We start from the raw sequence: 16,874 nt of genomic DNA, 5'->3' as shown, positions 1-16,874 counted from the left end.
AGTGCCCATGGCTCGACACAAACCAGCCGCCGAGGGTGGCTACCAGCGCGGCGAAGAAACCCGCGCGCGGATCATCGAGGCAGCAGTGGCGGTGTTCGGCGAGCGCGGCTACGAGGGCGCCTCTACCCGGGATATTGCCGCAGCGGCCGGGGTCAATGCGCCTGCGATCCAGTACTACTTCGATGGCAAGGAAGGTGTGTATCTGCAGTGCGTCGAACAGTTGATCGAGTTTCTCTGGCTGCGCATGGGGGAACCGGTAGAGGCGGCGGAAAAAGCCCTGCTGGAGCCGAATGTCGACGACGGACAACTGATCGAAGCCACCCTGGACATCCTTGGTGCGGTGATTTCCTTGATCGAGGACAAAGCCGTGGTCTGGCGTGAGTTCCTTGACTGTCATCAGGAAGGTTTCAGGCTGCAAAGTGCCGCAACGCTGTTCGAGACCAAGTTCAAGGTACGCGTGGGCGGCGTGATTCGCGTGCTGATTGCCCGGCTGGCGGGTCTGGAAGTGCAGGATGAAAGGGCCATCATTCACTCGATGGCCCTGTTTACCCAGGGGCTGGCCTTTCGGGCGCAGCGTTCCAAATTGTTGACGGCGCTGAAGTGGAGCGCCATCAATGAGAAGGAAATGCAACTGGTCAGGGACGTGGTGCTGACCCAGGCACGCTTCACCCTGGAAGGCTTGGCGCGCAGTAAATAACCGGCTTTAGTGCACCGTTTGTGCCGCAGCCCCATGGTCGCGCTCGCCGGGGCGGAAACCGTGGCTGCGGGCGTTCCAGGCGATCAGCAGGGCGATGCCTAGCAGCGCCGCGACGGCCCAGGGAAATACCTGTGCACCGGCATATTCCAGCAGCAGGCCGCCCATCACACCGGCCCCGGCAATCGCGCCGTTCCAGGCCACCACGTTCATCGACAACGCGACATCGGCCCCCGACCCGGCGCTGTCGGCCAGGGCGGTTTGCAGCAAGGTAGCGGCGCCGCCGAAGCTCAGGCCCCAGAACAGCACCGCCACACCCACTACCAGCGGCTGCGTACCGGCCACACCGAGCAACAGCGCGATGACCCCAAATAGCAGCAGGCTGGCCAACACCGCCCGGCGCAGGTAGTGATCGACCAGGCGCCCGGTGATCCATATCCCCAATAGCGCCGTCAGGCCGAAGGCCAGTAGCACGACATCGACCCGCTCACCCAGCCCGGCACGCTCTACGAACGGCGCGATGTAGGTGTAGAGAATGTTATGAGCCAGCATCCAGGTTATCACCACCGCCAGTACCGGGCGTACGCCGGGTGTGGTCAATACGCGACGCAGCGGCAAGTGTTCGTGGCTGGCCTGGCCGGGGTAGTCCGGCACCTTGGCCAAAACCCAACCGACCAGCCCGAGGGTCAGCGCCGACATCACCCAGAAGGTCGCCCGCCAGCCCAACAGCGTACCCAGCCAGGTGCCCAGGGGCACACCCAACGACAGCGCAATGGGCGTGCCGACCATGGCCAGGGCCATCGCCTTGCCCTGCTGCCGGGGCAGGACCATGCGCCGCGCATAACCGGCCAGCAGGCTCCACGCCAGGCCCGCCGCCATGCCCGCACCGAAACGGGCGAACAGGGTCAGCAGGTAATGGCTGGACAGCGCGGTGATGGAGTTGAACAGCAGAAAGCCGAGGATGCTGGTCAGCAGCACCTTGCGCCGCGACCAACTACGGGTGGCGATGGTCAACGGGATAGCGGCCAGCAGCGAACCCAATGCGTAGGCACTGACCATCTGCCCGGCCAGCGCCGCAGAAATATCCAGGCCCTGGCTGATTTGCGGCAACAGGCCGGCGGGCAGGGTTTCAGTGACAATGCACAGAAAGCCGGTCATGGCCAGGGCCAGCAAGGCGGCGATGGGCAGGCCGGTGTTGGAAGAATGATTCACACGGGGAGTCCTTGTGGATTGAAGGTGGTTTATGTACCAGTCGATATATATGTAGTCAGAGTCAGGGTGTCGTTGTCAATGATTTATGTATCGACTAGTATTTAAGTCGCTTTCCTCTCCACTGGAGTCCGCCATGGCGCAAATGGGCCGCCCCCGTACCTTTGATCGTGACCAGGCCGTCGAGCAGGCCTTGCAGCTGTTCTGGGAGCAGGGCTACGAATCGACCTCCCTTAGCCAGCTCAAGGCGAGCATAGGCGGTGGCATTTCCGCGCCCAGTTTTTATGCGGCGTTTGGCTCCAAGGAGGCGCTGTTCCAGGAAGTGGTGCAGCGCTATCTGGGCAGCCACGGCCAGGTCACCGAATGCCTGTGGGACGATGATCTGCCGCCACGCCAGGCCATCGAACGGGCACTGCTCCAGTCCACCCGCATGCAGTGTGAGGCCGGGCATCCAAGGGGCTGCATGGTCAGCCTCGGAGTCATGAGCGCACCGAGTGCCGAATTCGCCAGCGTGACCCAACCGCTCACCGAATCCCGTGAGCGCACCCGCGCCGGATTGCGCCATTGTGTGGAGCGCGGTGTGCTCAGTGGAGAACTGGCCGCCGACACCAACGCCGGGGCATTGGCCACAGTCTTCGACAGCTTTCTGACGGGCATCTCGACCCTGGCCCGGGACGGCGTGGCGTGCGGGCAGATCGAAGCGGCGATCGGGCAGGTGATGCGGGTATGGGATGGGGCCACCTTGTAGGCGCTGCCGCAGGCTGCGAATGGGATCTGTCAGATCAACCGCTTTCGCAGCCTGCGGCAGCTCCTAAGGAGTCTCATTCGAATCAACAATTTGCTCGCTTAGGTGGATCTCTACGGAAAAACAAACTGTTTCAACACCGCCATCATGATCACCGCCAGCACGGCGAGACCTATTCCGGCAGTCCAGTCCGATTCCTGGCGCTGGGCGAACCAGGCGCCTTTGGTGGGATAACGGCCCCATGTCATCAGCTTTATGAAAGGCCAGCCGATGGGAAAGCAGATGGCGCGAAAGACCGGTTCGAGCAGTAGATCCAACATATTCACACCGCCTCCAGTTCACCCTGAATATACCGCGTCGGCGATAGCCCGACATGTCGAGTAAAGGCCACGCTGAAGGCGCTGGCCGAGCTGTAGCCGACGCGCTCGGCGATCTCTGCCAGGCGGCTTTCCCGACGGCGCAGCAGGTTCTTGGCCAGGGCCATGCGCCAAGCCAGCAGGTAGGCCATGGGCGCCATGCCCACGGCGCGGTTGAAGCGTTCGAAGAAGGCCGAGCGCGAGAGCGCAGCTTCCCTGGCCAGTTGCACCACGGTCCAGGCCTGGGTCGGGCTTTCATGCAGGCGGCGGATAGCCTGGGCCAGGCGCTCGTCGGCCAGGCCGCGCAGCAAGCCGGGGGAGGTGGTCGGGCCGGAGCTTGAGCGCAGGGCTTCAATCAGCAGCACTTCGAGCAGGCGCTCGAGAATCATCTCCCGAGCCGGACGCTGGGCACGGGACTCGTCGCTCACCAATTGCACCAGGGTCGCAAGACGTTGTTGGCCACGGACATGAATGAGTTGCGGCAGCAACGAGACCAGCAGCGCCGCGTCCGGCGAGCCGAACACACAGTGACCGACCAGGGTCAGCACATCGGTCGGGCCGCTCTGTTCGCCCAGGCGGAACTCACCCTGCAATTGCGCTACCGGGACGCTTTGCACGTCGTGCGCAGGCGGCTCGGCGCTGGTCATGGTGAAGCCGAAGGATGAGGGGATCAGCACGAAGTCGCCGGCTTGCAGGTGAAGTTCATCATGGCCATCGACAGTCAGGCGCGATGAGCCTTCAAGCACCACGCAGTAAAACGGCGAACCCGGTTCTGCGCGACGGACCCGCCAGCGACCGGCGCCTCTGACTACCTTGGAGTAGGGCGTGCGGGGCTGGAGCAGGGTGACGACTTCCGCCAAGGGGTCGATAGTGGCTGTGCTATCCATTGCAGGACTCTGGCGAATGAGATAAGGACTTCCGATTGTAGTCAGTCCTGTCGCTGAGTTCTATCGTTTGTTTACCGCAAATGACGTGAAGGAATTGCAGATGAAAACCGTACTGATCACTGGCTGCTCATCGGGCTTTGGCCTGGACCTGGCGCGTTACTTTCTCGAACGCGACTGGAAGGTCGTCGCCACCATGCGCACGCCACGCGAAGATCTCTTGCCACGCTCGGAGCACCTGCGCGTACTGGCGCTGGATGTGACCGATGCACAAAGCATCCGCCAGGCCGTGGCGGCCGCCGGCCCCATCGATGTGCTGGTCAACAATGCCGGGATCGGCATGCTTGGCGCTGTGGAAGGCATCCCCCTGGACGCCGCCCGGGAAATCTTCGAGACCAATACCCTGGGCACCATCGCCATGACCCAGGCCGTGCTGCCGCAGTTCCGTCAGCGCCAGGCGGGGCACATCATCAATGTGACATCGAGCGTGACCCTCAAGCCGCTGACACTGCTGGCCGTCTATACCGCGAGCAAGGCAGCGGTCAACGCCTTCAGTGAGTGCCTGGCGCTGGAACTGGCGCCGTTCAATGTGCGCGTCAGCGTGGTACTGCCGGGACGGGCACCGGAAACCAGTTTCGGCAGTAACGCCCAGGCCCGCGTGATTATTCCCGAGGAATACGCCGAGCTGGCCAAAGGGGTGTTTGCCGAACTGACCAAGCCGACTGAAATCACTCGCTCGATCGATGTCAGTGAAGCGGTGTGGCGCGCAGCGACCGATCCGACGGCACCGCTGCATATTGCGGCCGGGGAGGATGCAGTGGCGTTGATGTAAGGCGAGGTTGGCGGCTGACAGTGTGGGACCGGCTTTAGCCGGGAAAGCGATGTGTTAGACGATATAAATGTATCGACTGTAATGACGCCTTCCCGGCTAAAGCCGGTCCCACCAAAAACCAATCGATTTCAGGAAAAAATATTCAGGAAATCCGCCACGCCACTGATCCAGTCCCAAGCGGATAAGCTGTGCACCGGGATCTCGCTGATACCACCGACAGTCGGATCGGACTTCAGGCACCAGACCTCCACCTTGTCGCCGACCTTATAGGCGTTGGCTATTCTGCGTCGTTCGGGAGAGGTGCCGATATCGTGGATTTTGTGGAAGTGCTGGCCCTCGACGCTGTAGCTGAACGTCACCAGGCGCATCGCGCCCACCCCGTTTAACCCGTCGAGCCGGGGCTTGGTGCCGGCGAAGGTGATGCGACCTTCGACCTTGAGCACTTCAGGGGCCGGTGAGGTGCTCATCGCAATGAGTTCTTCAAGGTTATCGACCAAATCAAATGCATGCCCGATTCTCATGTCTGCGCAGATTGCTTTCCTGCCGCAACTCAGGATAACTGAAACATTCTGTCTTATCCGGTGAGAAAACATGTTCGACCTGCAATCTGTGGTCACCTACGTGGCTGTGGTGATCGGTATGTTTCTGATTCCCGGCCCGGCGGTGTTATTGGTGATTACCCGCACGCTGCAAGGCGGTCGTAAAGTCGGTATCTATTCGGGGTTGGGGATTGCCTGCGGTGATCTCATCCATACGCTGTGCGCGGCGCTGGGGCTGTCGGCGTTGCTGATGACCTCGGCGCTGGCCTTTAACGTGGTGAAGATTGTCGGCGCCTGTTACCTGATCTATCTCGGCGTGCGCGCGTTCATGGCCCGGCCAGGGGCATCGACGCAACTGACACTGGCTGCGGTGACGCCGGGCAATGCGTTTTTCCAGGCGGTGGGGGCCGAGGTGTTGAACCCCAAGACGGCAATTTTCTTCCTGGCTTTCCTGCCACAGTTTATCCATCCGCAATCGGGCTCTTCACTGAGTCAGTTTGCCGTATTGGGCCTGATTTTCTCGGGGTTGAGCGCGCTGTACACCAGTTTCATCGTGTTGGCGATGCGCCCGCTGAGCCGCTGGGGCAAGGGCCTGTCCGGGCTGCGGCGCTGGGAGGGCAAGATCATCGGGACGCTGTTTGTGTCCCTGGGTTTGAGGGTCGCGTTGCAGCATCGATAAAAGCCTTGGACACGGCGTTATTGCGCAAAAAAAATGCATAACCCGTTGGAGCGAGGCTTGCCCGCGAATACACCGGTACATCCAGCGCATATTCTGTGCTGGAAGGACCGAATTCGCGGGCAAGCCCGGCTCCAACAGGTTCTTTTGAACATGGCCCTGATTACATGCAAAGGGCGTTGCGGGGCACGCCGCCGTCGCCTGTCAACTGCCGCAATGCCTGCTGAGCTGCTTCACTGATCGTCCTGGGGAACGAAATGATCCGTGAATCGATCTTTACACCATCGCTCACTGTCTGTACTTCTTGTTCGCGGCACCGCCACGGGCGCTGCACTTTGATTGTTTACAGGGGAATTTGCAGTGCCAAGGGGATTGAGCCGTTTCAGGGCAGTCAGTAAAGGTGTGGATCTATGAGCCTGTTTCGGCCTCAGGCCCATGTTATCGGGATGTGGTTGATGGCCTGCGTGGGCCTGGTCTTTGCCAGCCATGACAGCATTTCCAAAATCCTGATCTTCTCGCTTCCGGTCATCTTCGTGGCCTGGGTGCGCTATTGCATCCATACGCTGTTGGTCACGGGGATGATTCTCAGCAGCAAGGGCCCCAGGGTTTTTCATACCAAACGGCCGTGGCTGCACCTGCTCCGGGCCTTCTGTCTGTTGGGTGACAGCCTGACCTTTATGTTCGGCCTGACCCATGTGCCGATCGCCGAATCCACCGCCCTGGTGTTTCTCGCGCCTGCCTTTGTCACCATCCTGTCGCCGCTGTTGTTCGGGATCAAGGCCAGCCGTTATCAATGGTTATCGGTGATCCTCGGCTTCACCGGTGTGTTGATCATCATTAACCCGGCCAGTGATGCCTTTTCGCTGTGGATGCTGTTTCCCCTGGCGTCGGCGTTCTTTTTTGCGGTGTATCAATTGCTCACTCAGTTGGCGGGGGAAACCGACAGTCCTGCGGTATGCAGTTTTTATGTCGGTGTCTTCAGCACTTCGATCATGAGTCTGGTGGTGCCGTTCTATTGGGCTACTCCCGACAATTGGCAGTGGTTATTACTGGTAGTGCTTGGCAGCCTGGGGCTGGCTGCGCATTTTCTGCTGGCCAAGTCCTATTGCTATGCGTCGTCGACCGTGCTGGCGCCTTTGGGGTATCTGCAGATCATCTTCGCGACCATCTACGGCGTGCTGTTGTTCAACGGCTATCCAGTGCTGTCGTCGTTGCTGGGGATCGGGCTGATCTTCATCAGTGGGTTGTTGGTGTATGGGCGGCGGACGGTGGTGTTGGAGGCGGCCTGACCGCCCTCGATTAACGACGCAAACCTATTGGTTCACCGCAACCCTGTGGGAGCGAATTCATTCGCGAAATGGGTATTTCAGATCCCTACAAATGCGTCGACTGTAGTGGCCTCTTCGCGAATGAATTCGCTCCCACAGATTTTTGCTCAGCCTTTCCATTGCGGATCAACAGCCCAGCATCTCCCGCAACCACCCCTCCAGCAACGCCGCTTCCCGGCGCTTGACCGGGCCATTGCGCCCGTACAGCGACAGCGCATCCGGCAAATACACCGTCTCGGCAAACGGCGCCACCAACTCGCCGTTATCGAGCATGCCCTGGGACGTGCGGCGCCAGCCCATGGCCAGGCCGTGCCCGGCGACAGCGGCCTGTAGCATCAGCGAGTAGGTATCGAAGGTCAGTATCCGCGCCTTGGCTGGCAGTGTGTGTTGATGTTCGGCCAGCCAGCTGTCCCATTCCAGTTGATAGGGCGGCAGGGTCTGGTGGTGCAGGAAGGTGTGCCCCTCGAGTTGATCGAGGCTGATGCAGGGTGTGCCCGTTTTTTCCAGATAACGCGGGCTGCACACCGGGAAGACTTCATCCGACGCCGAGAACAGCAACGGGTGCTGGCCGGTTTCGCGATTGCTGCTCTGCATGGCGATGTCGAAATAGCTGTCGTAATCGGGCAACGGTCGGGTCAGGGTGGCGACCCGCAGCTCGATCTCCGGGTAGCGCTGGTGAAAGTCCGACAGGCGCGGCATCAGCCAGTGGAAGGCTTCGCACATCTGGCAGACCAGCACCACTTCGTTGGTGGCCGCGACGCCGCGAATGCGGTTGGCCTGCTCGGCGATCTCGCCCAATGCATTACCCAGGGAGTAGGCAAAGCGGCGCCCGGCCTCGGTCAGGAAAACCGCGCGGTTACGGCGCTCGAACAGGGATGTGCCGAGGTCTTCTTCCAGTGCGCGAATCTGCCGGCTGATCGCAGCTTGGGTGATATGCAGCTCCTCGGCCGCCCGGGAAAAACTGCCCAGCCTCGCGGCGGCTTCAAAGGGCAGCAGACAGGCCAGGGGCGGCAGTGACTTTCCGAGTTTATTCATACGCTCAGGTAATGGGTTCGGGCCGAAAGATCATTTGTAGCATACAAGTGCCTGCCGCAACATCTGCCGAAAGGGTCAGCGTTATTTCCCCCTCGGAGGCTCCATGGTGGTTGCGAACCGACAGATCATTCAAGGCACACTGTTCGCCATCGTCGCGACCTTTTTCTGGGCCTTCAACTTCATCGCGCCCTATGTCACCGGCCCCTACAGCATCGAAGACATGGTGCTGGCGCGCTACGTCATCGCCGGGGTCATGGGCCTCATCTTCTTGCTGTTCTATCGCAGGCAACTGCGCGGCATGAGTCTGGGTCAGCGCCTGAGTGGCATGGCACTTGGGGTTAACGGTTATCTGCTCTACAGCATCTGCATTGCTGGCAGCGTGATCTGCAGCGGCCCGGCGCTGATTGCCGCGTTTGTCGGCCTGGTGCCGCTGTTGCAGACGGTGATCGGCAATCTGCAGAGCCGCCGGCTGCGCTGGAAGTCCATTGTCATTCCCATGATCCTGATCATTGCCGGCCTGGCGCTGCTGAATATGCGCGCACTGGCGGCAGGGCCGGCCGCAGGTCATCCGCTGTCGGGCCTGGCCTTTGCCCTGGGCGCGGTTGCTTCGTGGCTGTCGTTCAGTGTGATCAATCAAAAGGCCGTGGCGAAGCTGGCACCGGCCACGACCGAGGTCTGGACCTGTCTGATGATGATAGGTGCCGGTATCGGCGCCCTTGTGCTCCTGCCGTTAGCGGTGGGGGCCGGGAAGGCATTGGTCCGGGAGCCTGATCTGCTGAATGCGCCGGTGCTGCTGTTCTACGCCTGGGCCTTGATCATTGCCTTTTCGTCCTCGGTATTGGGGGCGGGGGCCTGGAATGCCGCGACCCGGCGCCTGCCCATGGTCCTCAGCGGCCAGTTCGTTGCCCTCGAATCGCTGTTCGCCACCGTGCTGGGCTACGCCTTTCTCGGCCAATGGCCAGGCCTATCGGAAATCATCGGAATGGCGCTTGTTGTACTCGGTGCCGCGCGTTCCCTGCACATCATCCTGGCGTCGAAGGATATCGACGTCCCATCACCTGCGCTGCTTGAGGAGATCGCCCATGAATATGATCGCTGACTTCCGCACCTTCCCCATGGTCAGCCCCATCGCCGCGGTGCGCGCCATGGCCGGCTATGTTGAAGTCGAATGGGGTGACGGCCGGGTCAGCCCGTTTCACGAACCCTGGCTGCGCGATAACTGCCCGTGTTCGGCGTGCGTTTATGCGGTGACCCGTGAGCAGGTGTTCCAGATCGCTGATGTATCCGCTGATTTGCGCGTGGAATCGGCACAGCTCACCGCCCAAGGCACACTGTCGCTGGTTTGGCAGGACGGCCACCGCAGCCAGCTCGATCCCGGTTGGCTGCGGGCCCATGCCTATGACGAGGCGTCGCGTCTGGAACGCAAAAGCGCCAGGCCGCAGAAGCAACTGTGGCGTGCCGATCTGCAACTTCAGGTTTTCGCCTACGCCGATATCATGGCCGACGACGCCCATCTGCTGGTCTGGCTGATTGCGGTGCGCGATTGCGGCCTGACCCAGGTCACCGGCATGCCGGTGGAGCAGGGTGCGTTGACGACCATCGCCCGGCGCATCTCGTTTATTCGCGAGACCAACTTCGGTGTGCTGTTCGATGTGCAATCCAAGGTCGAAGCCGACAGCAATGCTTACACCGCCTTCAATCTGCCGCTTCACACTGACTTGCCGACCCGGGAACTGCAACCGGGGCTGCAATTTCTTCATTGCCTGGTCAACGATGCCCAGGGCGGCGACAACACCTTTGTCGATGGCTTTGCCGTGGCCGAATACCTGAGCCGCGAGGAGCCCGAGCTGTATCGCATTCTCTGCCAGACGCCGGTGGAGTTTCGCAATAAGGGCCGCAACAGCGATTACCGCTTCCTGGCCCCGATCATTGCCTTGGATGCCAGCGGCGCCGTGGCCGAAGTGCGTATGGCCAATTTCCTGCGCGGCCCCTACGACTTGCCGTCCGAGCAGATGCTGCCGTACTACAACGCCTACCGGCGCTTTATCGAGCTGACCCGTGATCAGCGTTTTCGCTTTAGCAAACGCCTGGAAGCAGGACAGATGTGGTGCTTTGACAACCGTCGCGTGCTGCACGCCCGTGACGCGTTTGACCCGGCCAGCGGCGCCCGACACCTGCAAGGATGTTATGTGGATCGGGATGAGTTGTTGTCGCGCATTCTAGTATTGCAGCGTTGAATATAGGGGCGGGCGCGGTTTGGCAGGCCAACGCGGTGTGTCAGAGGCCGTCGCCCCGTCAACACTTTCGCTCTATCAAACTACGACAAACCTGCTGAATGACCGAAAACCTGTGGGAGCGAATTCATTCGCGAAAGCGGTATTTCAGGCGACACAAACGTGTGGCATGTACTGGCCTCTTCGCGAATGAATTCGCTCCCACCAGATTTAATCCCACCTTTTGCCAGGTGGTTGCTGGGCGGCGTCGAAGACTGGATCGCCCACAGAATCTGGCTCAATCCAGCCCGGTCTTGCCAGGTGCCCAATACGCCTTGGTCAGCAGCCGCGAGCGCGGCACGCCTTGTGCCTTCAACGCTCGCTGCAGCCGCTGGATGGAGGTCGCTTTGCCGGTCAGGATAAAGCTGGCCCCGGCCGCAGCAAGGACGGGCAAACGCGCTTCGATGCCCTGCAGATGCTCTTCGTCTGGTGTTCGCGCGAACAGTTCGACGGCATGTAGATTGAGGCGGTCGCGAACTCGCGAAACGTCATCGACAGACGCCACCTCCAGCAGCGATTGCAGCGGGTTACCCGCTGAGTGGCGGGCGAGGGTGTGGATCAGCCCTAGCGAAGTCTCATCACCCAGTACGACACGCAAACCGCTGATGTGACCGACATCGAGGGATGCGCGCGGGCCGAAGATCGCGCATTCATCACCCACCTTGAGGTCGCCAAGCCAGGCGCTGCCGGGGCCGTCGCCGTGGGCGTAGCCGAGCAGCCGCGTGCGGCCTTGCGCAGCATCCCACTCGATGGGCGTGTAGGTGCGCGAGACGAAGACGGAGCCCATGGCGATCTGGATCTTTTGTCCAGGCGCCCAGGCAACGCCTTTGAGCGCCGAACCTTGCAAGGTGATCAGATGAAAACCCCCGGCAACCGATTCCATTGCGCTCACCCGGGCCTGTTTCATGAACATGCGGATCAGGGTCTGACTCAAGCGTCCCGGCGCTGTCGCTGTCGTATTCATCGCGTGAACACCGAAAATTCGTTGCCCCTGCCTTCATTGATCGCCAGCGGCTGTGACAGGTAGCCATTCAACGGATCGCGAACATAGGCCAGGTACTCGTTGTCGTGATCAAAAGCGTTTTCCGCCAGGATCGGCGTGCCGCTCTGCAAATGGGGTTCGAGTAATTTGAGCACGGGCAAGTACAGGCTGAAGGCGCCATCGAGCAGAACGAAATCAATCTCGCCGCCGATATCGCTAAGGGTTTGCCGGGCATCGCCCACGCGAATTTCTACCAAGGCGGCCAGGCCCGCCGCTTCGAGATTGGCCTGCGCCCTGGCCGCCTTGCTCGGTTCAAGCTCGGTGCTGATCAAACGGCCGCCGCCCATATCCCGCAGCGCAGCCGCCAGGTGCAAGGTGGAGACGCCCATAGACGTACCAAACTCGACGATCCGCGTCGCTCGCCGGGCGCGCACGCATTGATAGATAAAACGACCGTACTCTTGGGTGACATTCAGGTAATTGTCGACATAACCGCGATAAACACCCGCAAGATCCCGGCGCTCTTCGGCGAGGTGGTGACTGAGCAACTGGTCGATGCTTTCGGCCTGGGCGAACTGCACCATCAATCCTCGGTCGGCCTGTTCCGCCTGTTGAAACAGCCGTTGCAAGGTGTCGGCTACCGGTCCTGCGTTCAATGAGTTCATGCTGTGCGCCTTCGAGTGAGGTGGTCGTGGCGCAGCATAGAATTCGCCCGGCTTGCTGACATTGGGCAATAACGCCAGAATGTTTTGAAATCCTGCCAATCCATCCTGTGGTGTCGCCAAGACCCATGCCCATCCTCAATGATCCCGCGCTGGCTACCGACCGTGACAAAGCGGGTTGGGTAGAGCCCGACGACGTGCCACGCCCCATCGTGACCTACGGTTTTCTCAGTGGCGATCTGGGGAGCATGGAAACCGAGTTCCATCGTCATCGCAAAAGCCAACTGATCCTGCTGATGCACGGGGTCCTCAGTTGTGAGCTGGAAGACGGCCTATGGATAGTGCCGCCGCAAAGCGCGCTGTGGGTGCCGGGAGATGTGCTGCACAACGTCAGGATTGCCGGCGCCATCGAGGGCTACAGTGCTTTTATCGAGCCCGACCTGGCCGCTGATCTGCCACGGCAATGCTGCGCGATCAGCGTAACGCCGTTGCTGCGCGAGCTGCTGATCCGCTCTGCCAGCTTCCCGCTGCTTTACCCGCAAGGCGGTGTAGAGACCCATCTGGTCACACTGCTGCTGGATGAAATCGCCGCCATGCCCACCGGCAACCTGCACCTGCCAATGCCCAGGGACGCGCGGCTGCGCAAACTGGCCCAGATGCTCACCGACGAACCCGCAGCACCCGGCACCATGCAGGTTTGGGCGCATCGCGCAGGCCTGAGCGAACGGACCATGGCCCGCCTGCTCAGCCGTGAAACCGGCATGAGCTTCGGTCGTTGGCGCCAACAGATTCAGCTGATGCTCGCGGTGAAATGGCTTGGCACTGGCGTGTCGGTACAGCAGGTGGCCGACGACCTGGGGTATGAAAGCGCGGGGAGTTTCGTGACCATGTTTCGCAAGGCGCTGGGGACGTCGCCGGGGCGGTATATGGCGCAGCGGCGGGGAGGCGGTTAGCAGCGGAACACCTATCTGCCGGGAAGCAAATACGGTCTGCAGGAGCTGCCGAAGGCTGCGAAGAGTGTCGTTAGATATACCGTTATCGCCGCCTTCGGCAGCTCCTACAGATTCTCATTCCAGATCCGCCGGTTGCATCGTGCCGGATAAGTGCGGCGCCCTCTCTGTATGCCATTTTCCCGACCAATCTGTGTCTGGCGCCCGCCCTGTGACCTTCCTACCATGGCCCGGCCTTCCCCCATATCAGGAGCCGTACCATGCCCGACTTGTCCAACCTGCTTGCCTATGGCCTGATTTCCCTCGGCATGGTGCTGACTCCCGGCCCGAACATGATCTACCTGATCTCGCGCTCGATCTGTCAGGGGCGAATGGCGGGGCTGATTTCCCTGGGCGGGGTAGCCTTGGGTTTCGTTGTCTATATGTTTTGCGCCGCAGTGGGCATCACGGCGCTGTTGCTGGCGGTTCCTTATGCCTATGACGCCCTGCGATTGGGCGGCGCATTGTACCTGCTGTACCTGGCCTGGCAGGCGGTCAAGCCCGGCGGCCGTTCGCCGTTCCAGGTACGCGACCTGCCCAAGGACAGCCCGCGCAAGCTGTTCATGATGGGCTTTGTCACCAACCTGCTTAACCCGAAAATTGCGGTCATGTACCTGTCGCTGCTGCCGCAGTTCATCGACCCGGTCGGCCACGGCAGCGTGCTGGCGCAATCCCTGTTGCTGGGCTTTACCCAGATCGTTATCAGCGTCAGCGTCAACGCACTGATTGCCGTGATGGCCGGTTCCATCGCCGCGTTCTTCGTCAGCCGTCCGGTCTGGCAGGTGGTACAACGCTGGTTGATGGGCACGGTCCTTACCGGCCTAGCCGTGCGCATGGCGGTGGAAGGGCGGCGCTAAAGCGTTTTCGCGCGGGTGATCAGCCTGCCACGGCAGCCTCGATAGCCGCGATGTCGATTCTGGTCATGGTCATCATGGCGTCGAACGCGCGCTTGGCCGTGGCCTGATCAGGATGGGCAATCGCCTCGGTCAACGCTCGTGGTGTGATCTGCCACGACAGTCCCCATTTGTCCCGACACCAACCGCAAACGCTGGCTTCGCCTCCATTGCTGATAATCGCATCCCATAAACGATCGGTTTCGGCCTGATCGTCGGTTGCTACCTGAAACGAAAATGCTTCGCTGTGCTTGAACTCCGGCCCGCCATTGAGGCCCAGGCAGGGGATGCCCATCACGGTGAATTGCACCGTCAATACGTCGCCCTGTTTGCCCGACGGATAATCACCCGGTGCGCGGAAAATGGCGCCCACGGCGCTGTCAGGGAAGGTTTTGGCGTAGAAGGTGGCGGCGTCCAGTGCAGCGCCATCGAACCACAGGCAAATAGTGTTTTTTGGCGTCATATGGGGTCTCCTTGTTTTTGTCACGACGATACTGTCAACGAGGTGGAAGCGAATTCAGTGGGAGCGAATTCATTCGCGAAGGGGTCGATCCATTCAACACATCTGCACGGTCTGAAATATCGCTTTCGCGAATAAATTCGCTCCCATAAACCTCATTCTCAACGCTGTATGTGTTACCTGTTCAGCCCGAAGCCTGGCCATTCGAAGCCAGCTCGGCCATGCCCCTGAGCAACTCGATCGGCAATGGAAAGACAATGGTCGAGCTTTTGTCCCCGGCAATCGAACTCAGGGTCTGCATGTAGCGCAACTGCATGGCCCCCGGCTGGCGGCCCAGCATTTCGGCGGCCTGCATGAGTTTTTCCGAGGCCTGCAATTCGCCTTCGGCATGAATCACCTTGGCCCGGCGCTCGCGCTCGGCTTCGGCCTGTTTGGCGATGGCGCGGATCATCGATTCATTGAGATCGACGTGCTTGATCTCGACATTCGCCACTTTGATGCCCCAGGCATCGGTCTGCGCATCGAGCACCTGCTGAATATCGAAATTCAGGCGTTCCCGCTCGGCCAGCAGCTCATCCAGTTCATGCTTGCCCAATACCGCGCGCAAGGTGGTTTGCGCCAGCTGGCTGGTGGCCATGAGAAAGTCTTCCACCTGGATAATGGCCCTCTGTGCATCCAGTACGCGGAAATACAGCACGGCATTGACCTTGACCGAGACGTTGTCGCGAGTGATGACATCCTGAGCCGGAATGTCCAGCACCACCGTGCGCAGATCGACCCGAACCATCTGCTGGATCACCGGAATCAGCAGGATCAGCCCCGGCCCCTTGACCTGCCAGAAGCGCCCGAGCTGGAACACCACGCCGCGCTCATATTCGCGCAGGATCCGGAACGTCGCTGCTGCCAGCACAATCATCAACAACAACAGTGCAACCATACCCAATTGCAGGCCCATGATCAGTCTCCCGCCAGTGCCGCGTCAGCTGCGGTTACCCGCAACAATAAGCCCTTGCGAGCCACCACCTGCACCCGTTGCCCTGACTGCAAAGGCGTTGTGCACAAAACCCGCCACCATTCACCCTGCAACATTACCCAGCCGCCACAGGCATCGTCGGCCTGCAACCGCGTAACGGACGCAACGCTGCCAAGCAAACCAGCGTCGCCACTGACCGTCTGCCGAGGTCGGGTTTTCAGGGCATGAATCAGCAGCACGATCAGCAGCAACGCGCTAAGTGCGCCTAGCCCGAGCATCAACGGCAGCGGTACATCGACGTTATTGAGGATGATCGCGCCAATCACAAACAGCACAATCCCGCCCAGGCCGATCACGCCGTAATTGGGCAGCGTTGCCTCGGCAATCAGAAACGCCACGCCAAAGATGATCAGCCACCAGCCAAGCGGATTGGGGGTAAGCAGAATGATGGTATCGGCTGCGTAGAGCGGGGCGCTCAACAATGGCAGCAGTACGACAAGTAAGTAACGAGTGTTCACCTGACCCTCCGGGAGAGTCATTTTTGTTGGCTCTGGCTAAAGCTTAGTTGAGGGGCAAGAGGTGAGGGCGGTTGGCCGCCGAGTGGATGTGGCGTTGGCAATACGATTTATTTGCAGAACTGTATTTCAATTCAAACAATTTCTGTGCGGGTGATGGCAGTTTGATTGCTAGCACCACTAAACTGTACGTCGACATCTTCAATCCATCTGCAAGGCCCTTCTCTCGATGCCGGAATATCGAGTCAAATTCTACTGCCTGATCGGCGCGCTGTTTTTCCTGGGTATCGGTTTGGGTATGGGCTTCGACCTTTATCCAGCGCTAAGCACCGGAGAGCTCGACACCATGACCGGCCCCCGCAGCCATCGTATCCGTGAGCATCTGGTCTATCGCGAAGACCCGCTCAATTTTCTGATCAGCCTTTTGGGCGATGGAGTCAGGTGCTTGCTCATGACCACTATTGGTCTGGGATTGCTCTGGCGAGTCCTGAGAGGAGCGAAAGCGTTTGGGCGCTGACGCTCCTCAAAGCTCGTCAGTCGGCAGTACCTCGCGTCCTGGCAATCTCCGTCAGAGTGTCATCACTGATGTTCTTCGCCATATCGTTGCCCATGGCCGGTTTGACGACAAGTTACCGTTGGCCTGGGCCGAGCGCGCCCATCAGTGGCTGGATAAGTTGCAGGTCAGCCATCGCGTCGAGATTTATGCTATGGGGCATGAGTTATGTGAGCAGGAGGTGGTGGATTTTCGTGGGTGGTTGGGGCCGGTGCTGGGGTTGTAGGAGATCCTGCGGGATCGAATCTTTGTGGGCGAATTCATTCGCGAAAGCGG

General features: G+C 60.4%; 21 protein-coding genes. 11 read left to right on the top strand and 10 right to left on the bottom strand.

Annotated features, from left to right (window positions below):
- Window positions 1-7 precede the first annotated feature (7 nt).
- Window positions 8-697, top strand: coding sequence for a CerR family C-terminal domain-containing protein (locus M2401_RS28455; protein ID WP_259108847.1), 690 nt, complete (start codon window positions 8-10; stop codon window positions 695-697).
- A 6-nt stretch (window positions 698-703) separates the two neighbouring features.
- Here the strand turns inward: M2401_RS28455 and M2401_RS28450 are convergent, their stop codons facing one another.
- On the bottom strand, window positions 704-1,852 hold the full coding sequence (locus M2401_RS28450; protein ID WP_259108938.1) for an MFS transporter: 1,149 nt from the start codon (window positions 1,850-1,852) through the stop codon (window positions 704-706).
- A 187-nt stretch (window positions 1,853-2,039) separates the two neighbouring features.
- Between M2401_RS28450 and M2401_RS28445 the strand changes: the two genes are divergently transcribed.
- Window positions 2,040-2,651, top strand: a complete 612-nt coding sequence (locus M2401_RS28445) for a TetR/AcrR family transcriptional regulator (RefSeq protein ID WP_259108845.1) — start codon at window positions 2,040-2,042, stop codon at window positions 2,649-2,651.
- Window positions 2,652-2,761: 110 nt separating this feature from the next.
- Here M2401_RS28445 and M2401_RS28440 read toward each other — a convergent pair whose 3' ends face one another.
- Both M2401_RS28440 and M2401_RS28435 read right to left on the bottom strand, forming a co-directional pair.
- Window positions 2,762-2,968 carry a hypothetical protein gene (locus tag M2401_RS28440; RefSeq protein WP_259108936.1) on the bottom strand — a complete coding sequence of 69 codons (207 nt, stop codon included), beginning with the start codon at window positions 2,966-2,968 and terminating at the stop codon, window positions 2,762-2,764.
- 2 nt (window positions 2,969-2,970) lie between these two features.
- The gene (locus tag M2401_RS28435; RefSeq protein WP_259108843.1) at window positions 2,971-3,891 is read right to left on the bottom strand and encodes an AraC family transcriptional regulator; all 921 of its coding nucleotides are present in this window, start codon (window positions 3,889-3,891) and stop codon (window positions 2,971-2,973) included.
- Window positions 3,892-3,991: 100 nt separating this feature from the next.
- Here M2401_RS28435 and M2401_RS28430 point away from each other — a divergent pair, with 100 nt between their 5' ends.
- A complete protein-coding gene (locus M2401_RS28430; RefSeq protein ID WP_259108841.1) occupies window positions 3,992-4,720 on the top strand; it encodes an SDR family oxidoreductase in 729 nt (242 codons plus the stop codon).
- A 128-nt stretch (window positions 4,721-4,848) separates the two neighbouring features.
- Here the strand turns inward: M2401_RS28430 and M2401_RS28425 are convergent, their stop codons facing one another.
- Complete coding sequence (locus tag M2401_RS28425; protein ID WP_259108839.1) at window positions 4,849-5,187, bottom strand: hypothetical protein; 339 nt, start codon at window positions 5,185-5,187, stop codon at window positions 4,849-4,851.
- A gap of 124 nt (window positions 5,188-5,311) precedes the next feature.
- On the opposite strand from M2401_RS28425, the gene M2401_RS28420 reads away from it, so the two are divergent.
- Window positions 5,312-5,938, top strand: coding sequence for a LysE family translocator (locus M2401_RS28420; protein WP_259108837.1), 627 nt, complete (start codon window positions 5,312-5,314; stop codon window positions 5,936-5,938).
- Between the two features lie 407 nt (window positions 5,939-6,345).
- Window positions 6,346-7,224 (top strand): DMT family transporter, encoded by an 879-nt coding sequence (locus tag M2401_RS28415; protein ID WP_259108828.1) that lies wholly within the window; start codon window positions 6,346-6,348, stop codon window positions 7,222-7,224.
- A gap of 165 nt (window positions 7,225-7,389) precedes the next feature.
- Here M2401_RS28415 and M2401_RS28410 read toward each other — a convergent pair whose 3' ends face one another.
- Window positions 7,390-8,298: a LysR substrate-binding domain-containing protein gene (locus M2401_RS28410; protein ID WP_259108826.1), complete on the bottom strand. Its 909-nt coding sequence runs from the start codon at window positions 8,296-8,298 to the stop codon at window positions 7,390-7,392.
- 103 nt (window positions 8,299-8,401) lie between these two features.
- Between M2401_RS28410 and M2401_RS28405 the strand changes: the two genes are divergently transcribed.
- Both M2401_RS28405 and M2401_RS28400 read left to right on the top strand, forming a co-directional pair.
- Window positions 8,402-9,397 (top strand): DMT family transporter, encoded by a 996-nt coding sequence (locus M2401_RS28405; protein ID WP_259108823.1) that lies wholly within the window; start codon window positions 8,402-8,404, stop codon window positions 9,395-9,397.
- Window positions 9,381-10,535 (top strand): gamma-butyrobetaine dioxygenase, encoded by a 1,155-nt coding sequence (locus tag M2401_RS28400; protein ID WP_259108821.1) that lies wholly within the window; start codon window positions 9,381-9,383, stop codon window positions 10,533-10,535. Before M2401_RS28405 ends, M2401_RS28400 begins: the two co-directional genes overlap by 17 nt.
- Window positions 10,536-10,809: 274 nt before the next feature.
- On the opposite strand, the gene M2401_RS28395 is transcribed toward M2401_RS28400, so the two are convergent.
- Together M2401_RS28395 and M2401_RS28390 are read right to left on the bottom strand one after the other, a co-directional pair.
- Window positions 10,810-11,535, bottom strand: coding sequence for a siderophore-interacting protein (locus tag M2401_RS28395; protein ID WP_259108820.1), 726 nt, complete (start codon window positions 11,533-11,535; stop codon window positions 10,810-10,812).
- Window positions 11,532-12,218: an O-methyltransferase gene (locus M2401_RS28390; protein WP_259108818.1), complete on the bottom strand. Its 687-nt coding sequence runs from the start codon at window positions 12,216-12,218 to the stop codon at window positions 11,532-11,534. The genes M2401_RS28395 and M2401_RS28390 overlap by 4 nt, the downstream gene beginning before the upstream one ends.
- A gap of 125 nt (window positions 12,219-12,343) precedes the next feature.
- On the opposite strand from M2401_RS28390, the gene M2401_RS28385 reads away from it, so the two are divergent.
- The gene (locus M2401_RS28385) at window positions 12,344-13,168 is read left to right on the top strand and encodes a helix-turn-helix domain-containing protein (RefSeq protein WP_259108816.1); all 825 of its coding nucleotides are present in this window, start codon (window positions 12,344-12,346) and stop codon (window positions 13,166-13,168) included.
- 257 nt (window positions 13,169-13,425) lie between these two features.
- The gene (locus M2401_RS28380) at window positions 13,426-14,061 is read left to right on the top strand and encodes a LysE family translocator (RefSeq protein WP_259108814.1); all 636 of its coding nucleotides are present in this window, start codon (window positions 13,426-13,428) and stop codon (window positions 14,059-14,061) included.
- Between the two features lie 19 nt (window positions 14,062-14,080).
- Here the strand turns inward: M2401_RS28380 and M2401_RS28375 are convergent, their stop codons facing one another.
- The 3 genes from M2401_RS28375 to M2401_RS28365 form a co-directional block, all read right to left on the bottom strand.
- Entirely contained in the window at window positions 14,081-14,560 is a 480-nt protein-coding gene (locus tag M2401_RS28375; protein WP_259108812.1) for a VOC family protein, read from the bottom strand.
- A gap of 181 nt (window positions 14,561-14,741) precedes the next feature.
- On the bottom strand, window positions 14,742-15,494 hold the full coding sequence (locus M2401_RS28370) for a slipin family protein (protein WP_409034001.1): 753 nt from the start codon (window positions 15,492-15,494) through the stop codon (window positions 14,742-14,744).
- 20 nt (window positions 15,495-15,514) lie between these two features.
- Window positions 15,515-16,048, bottom strand: coding sequence for an NfeD family protein (locus M2401_RS28365; RefSeq protein WP_259108810.1), 534 nt, complete (start codon window positions 16,046-16,048; stop codon window positions 15,515-15,517).
- 226 nt (window positions 16,049-16,274) lie between these two features.
- Between M2401_RS28365 and M2401_RS28360 the strand changes: the two genes are divergently transcribed.
- Together M2401_RS28360 and M2401_RS28355 are read left to right on the top strand one after the other, a co-directional pair.
- On the top strand, window positions 16,275-16,562 hold the full coding sequence (locus tag M2401_RS28360) for a hypothetical protein (protein ID WP_259108808.1): 288 nt from the start codon (window positions 16,275-16,277) through the stop codon (window positions 16,560-16,562).
- The gene (locus M2401_RS28355; protein WP_259108806.1) at window positions 16,552-16,824 is read left to right on the top strand and encodes an alpha/beta hydrolase; all 273 of its coding nucleotides are present in this window, start codon (window positions 16,552-16,554) and stop codon (window positions 16,822-16,824) included. Before M2401_RS28360 ends, M2401_RS28355 begins: the two co-directional genes overlap by 11 nt.
- The last annotated feature ends 50 nt before the right edge of the window (window positions 16,825-16,874 follow it).

Source organism: Pseudomonas sp. JUb42 (assembly GCF_024807945.1).
Taxonomy (GTDB): domain Bacteria; phylum Pseudomonadota; class Gammaproteobacteria; order Pseudomonadales; family Pseudomonadaceae; genus Aquipseudomonas.
The sequence above is the reverse complement of the archived record's forward strand: the minus strand, read 5'-3'. Positions and strand labels throughout refer to the sequence as shown.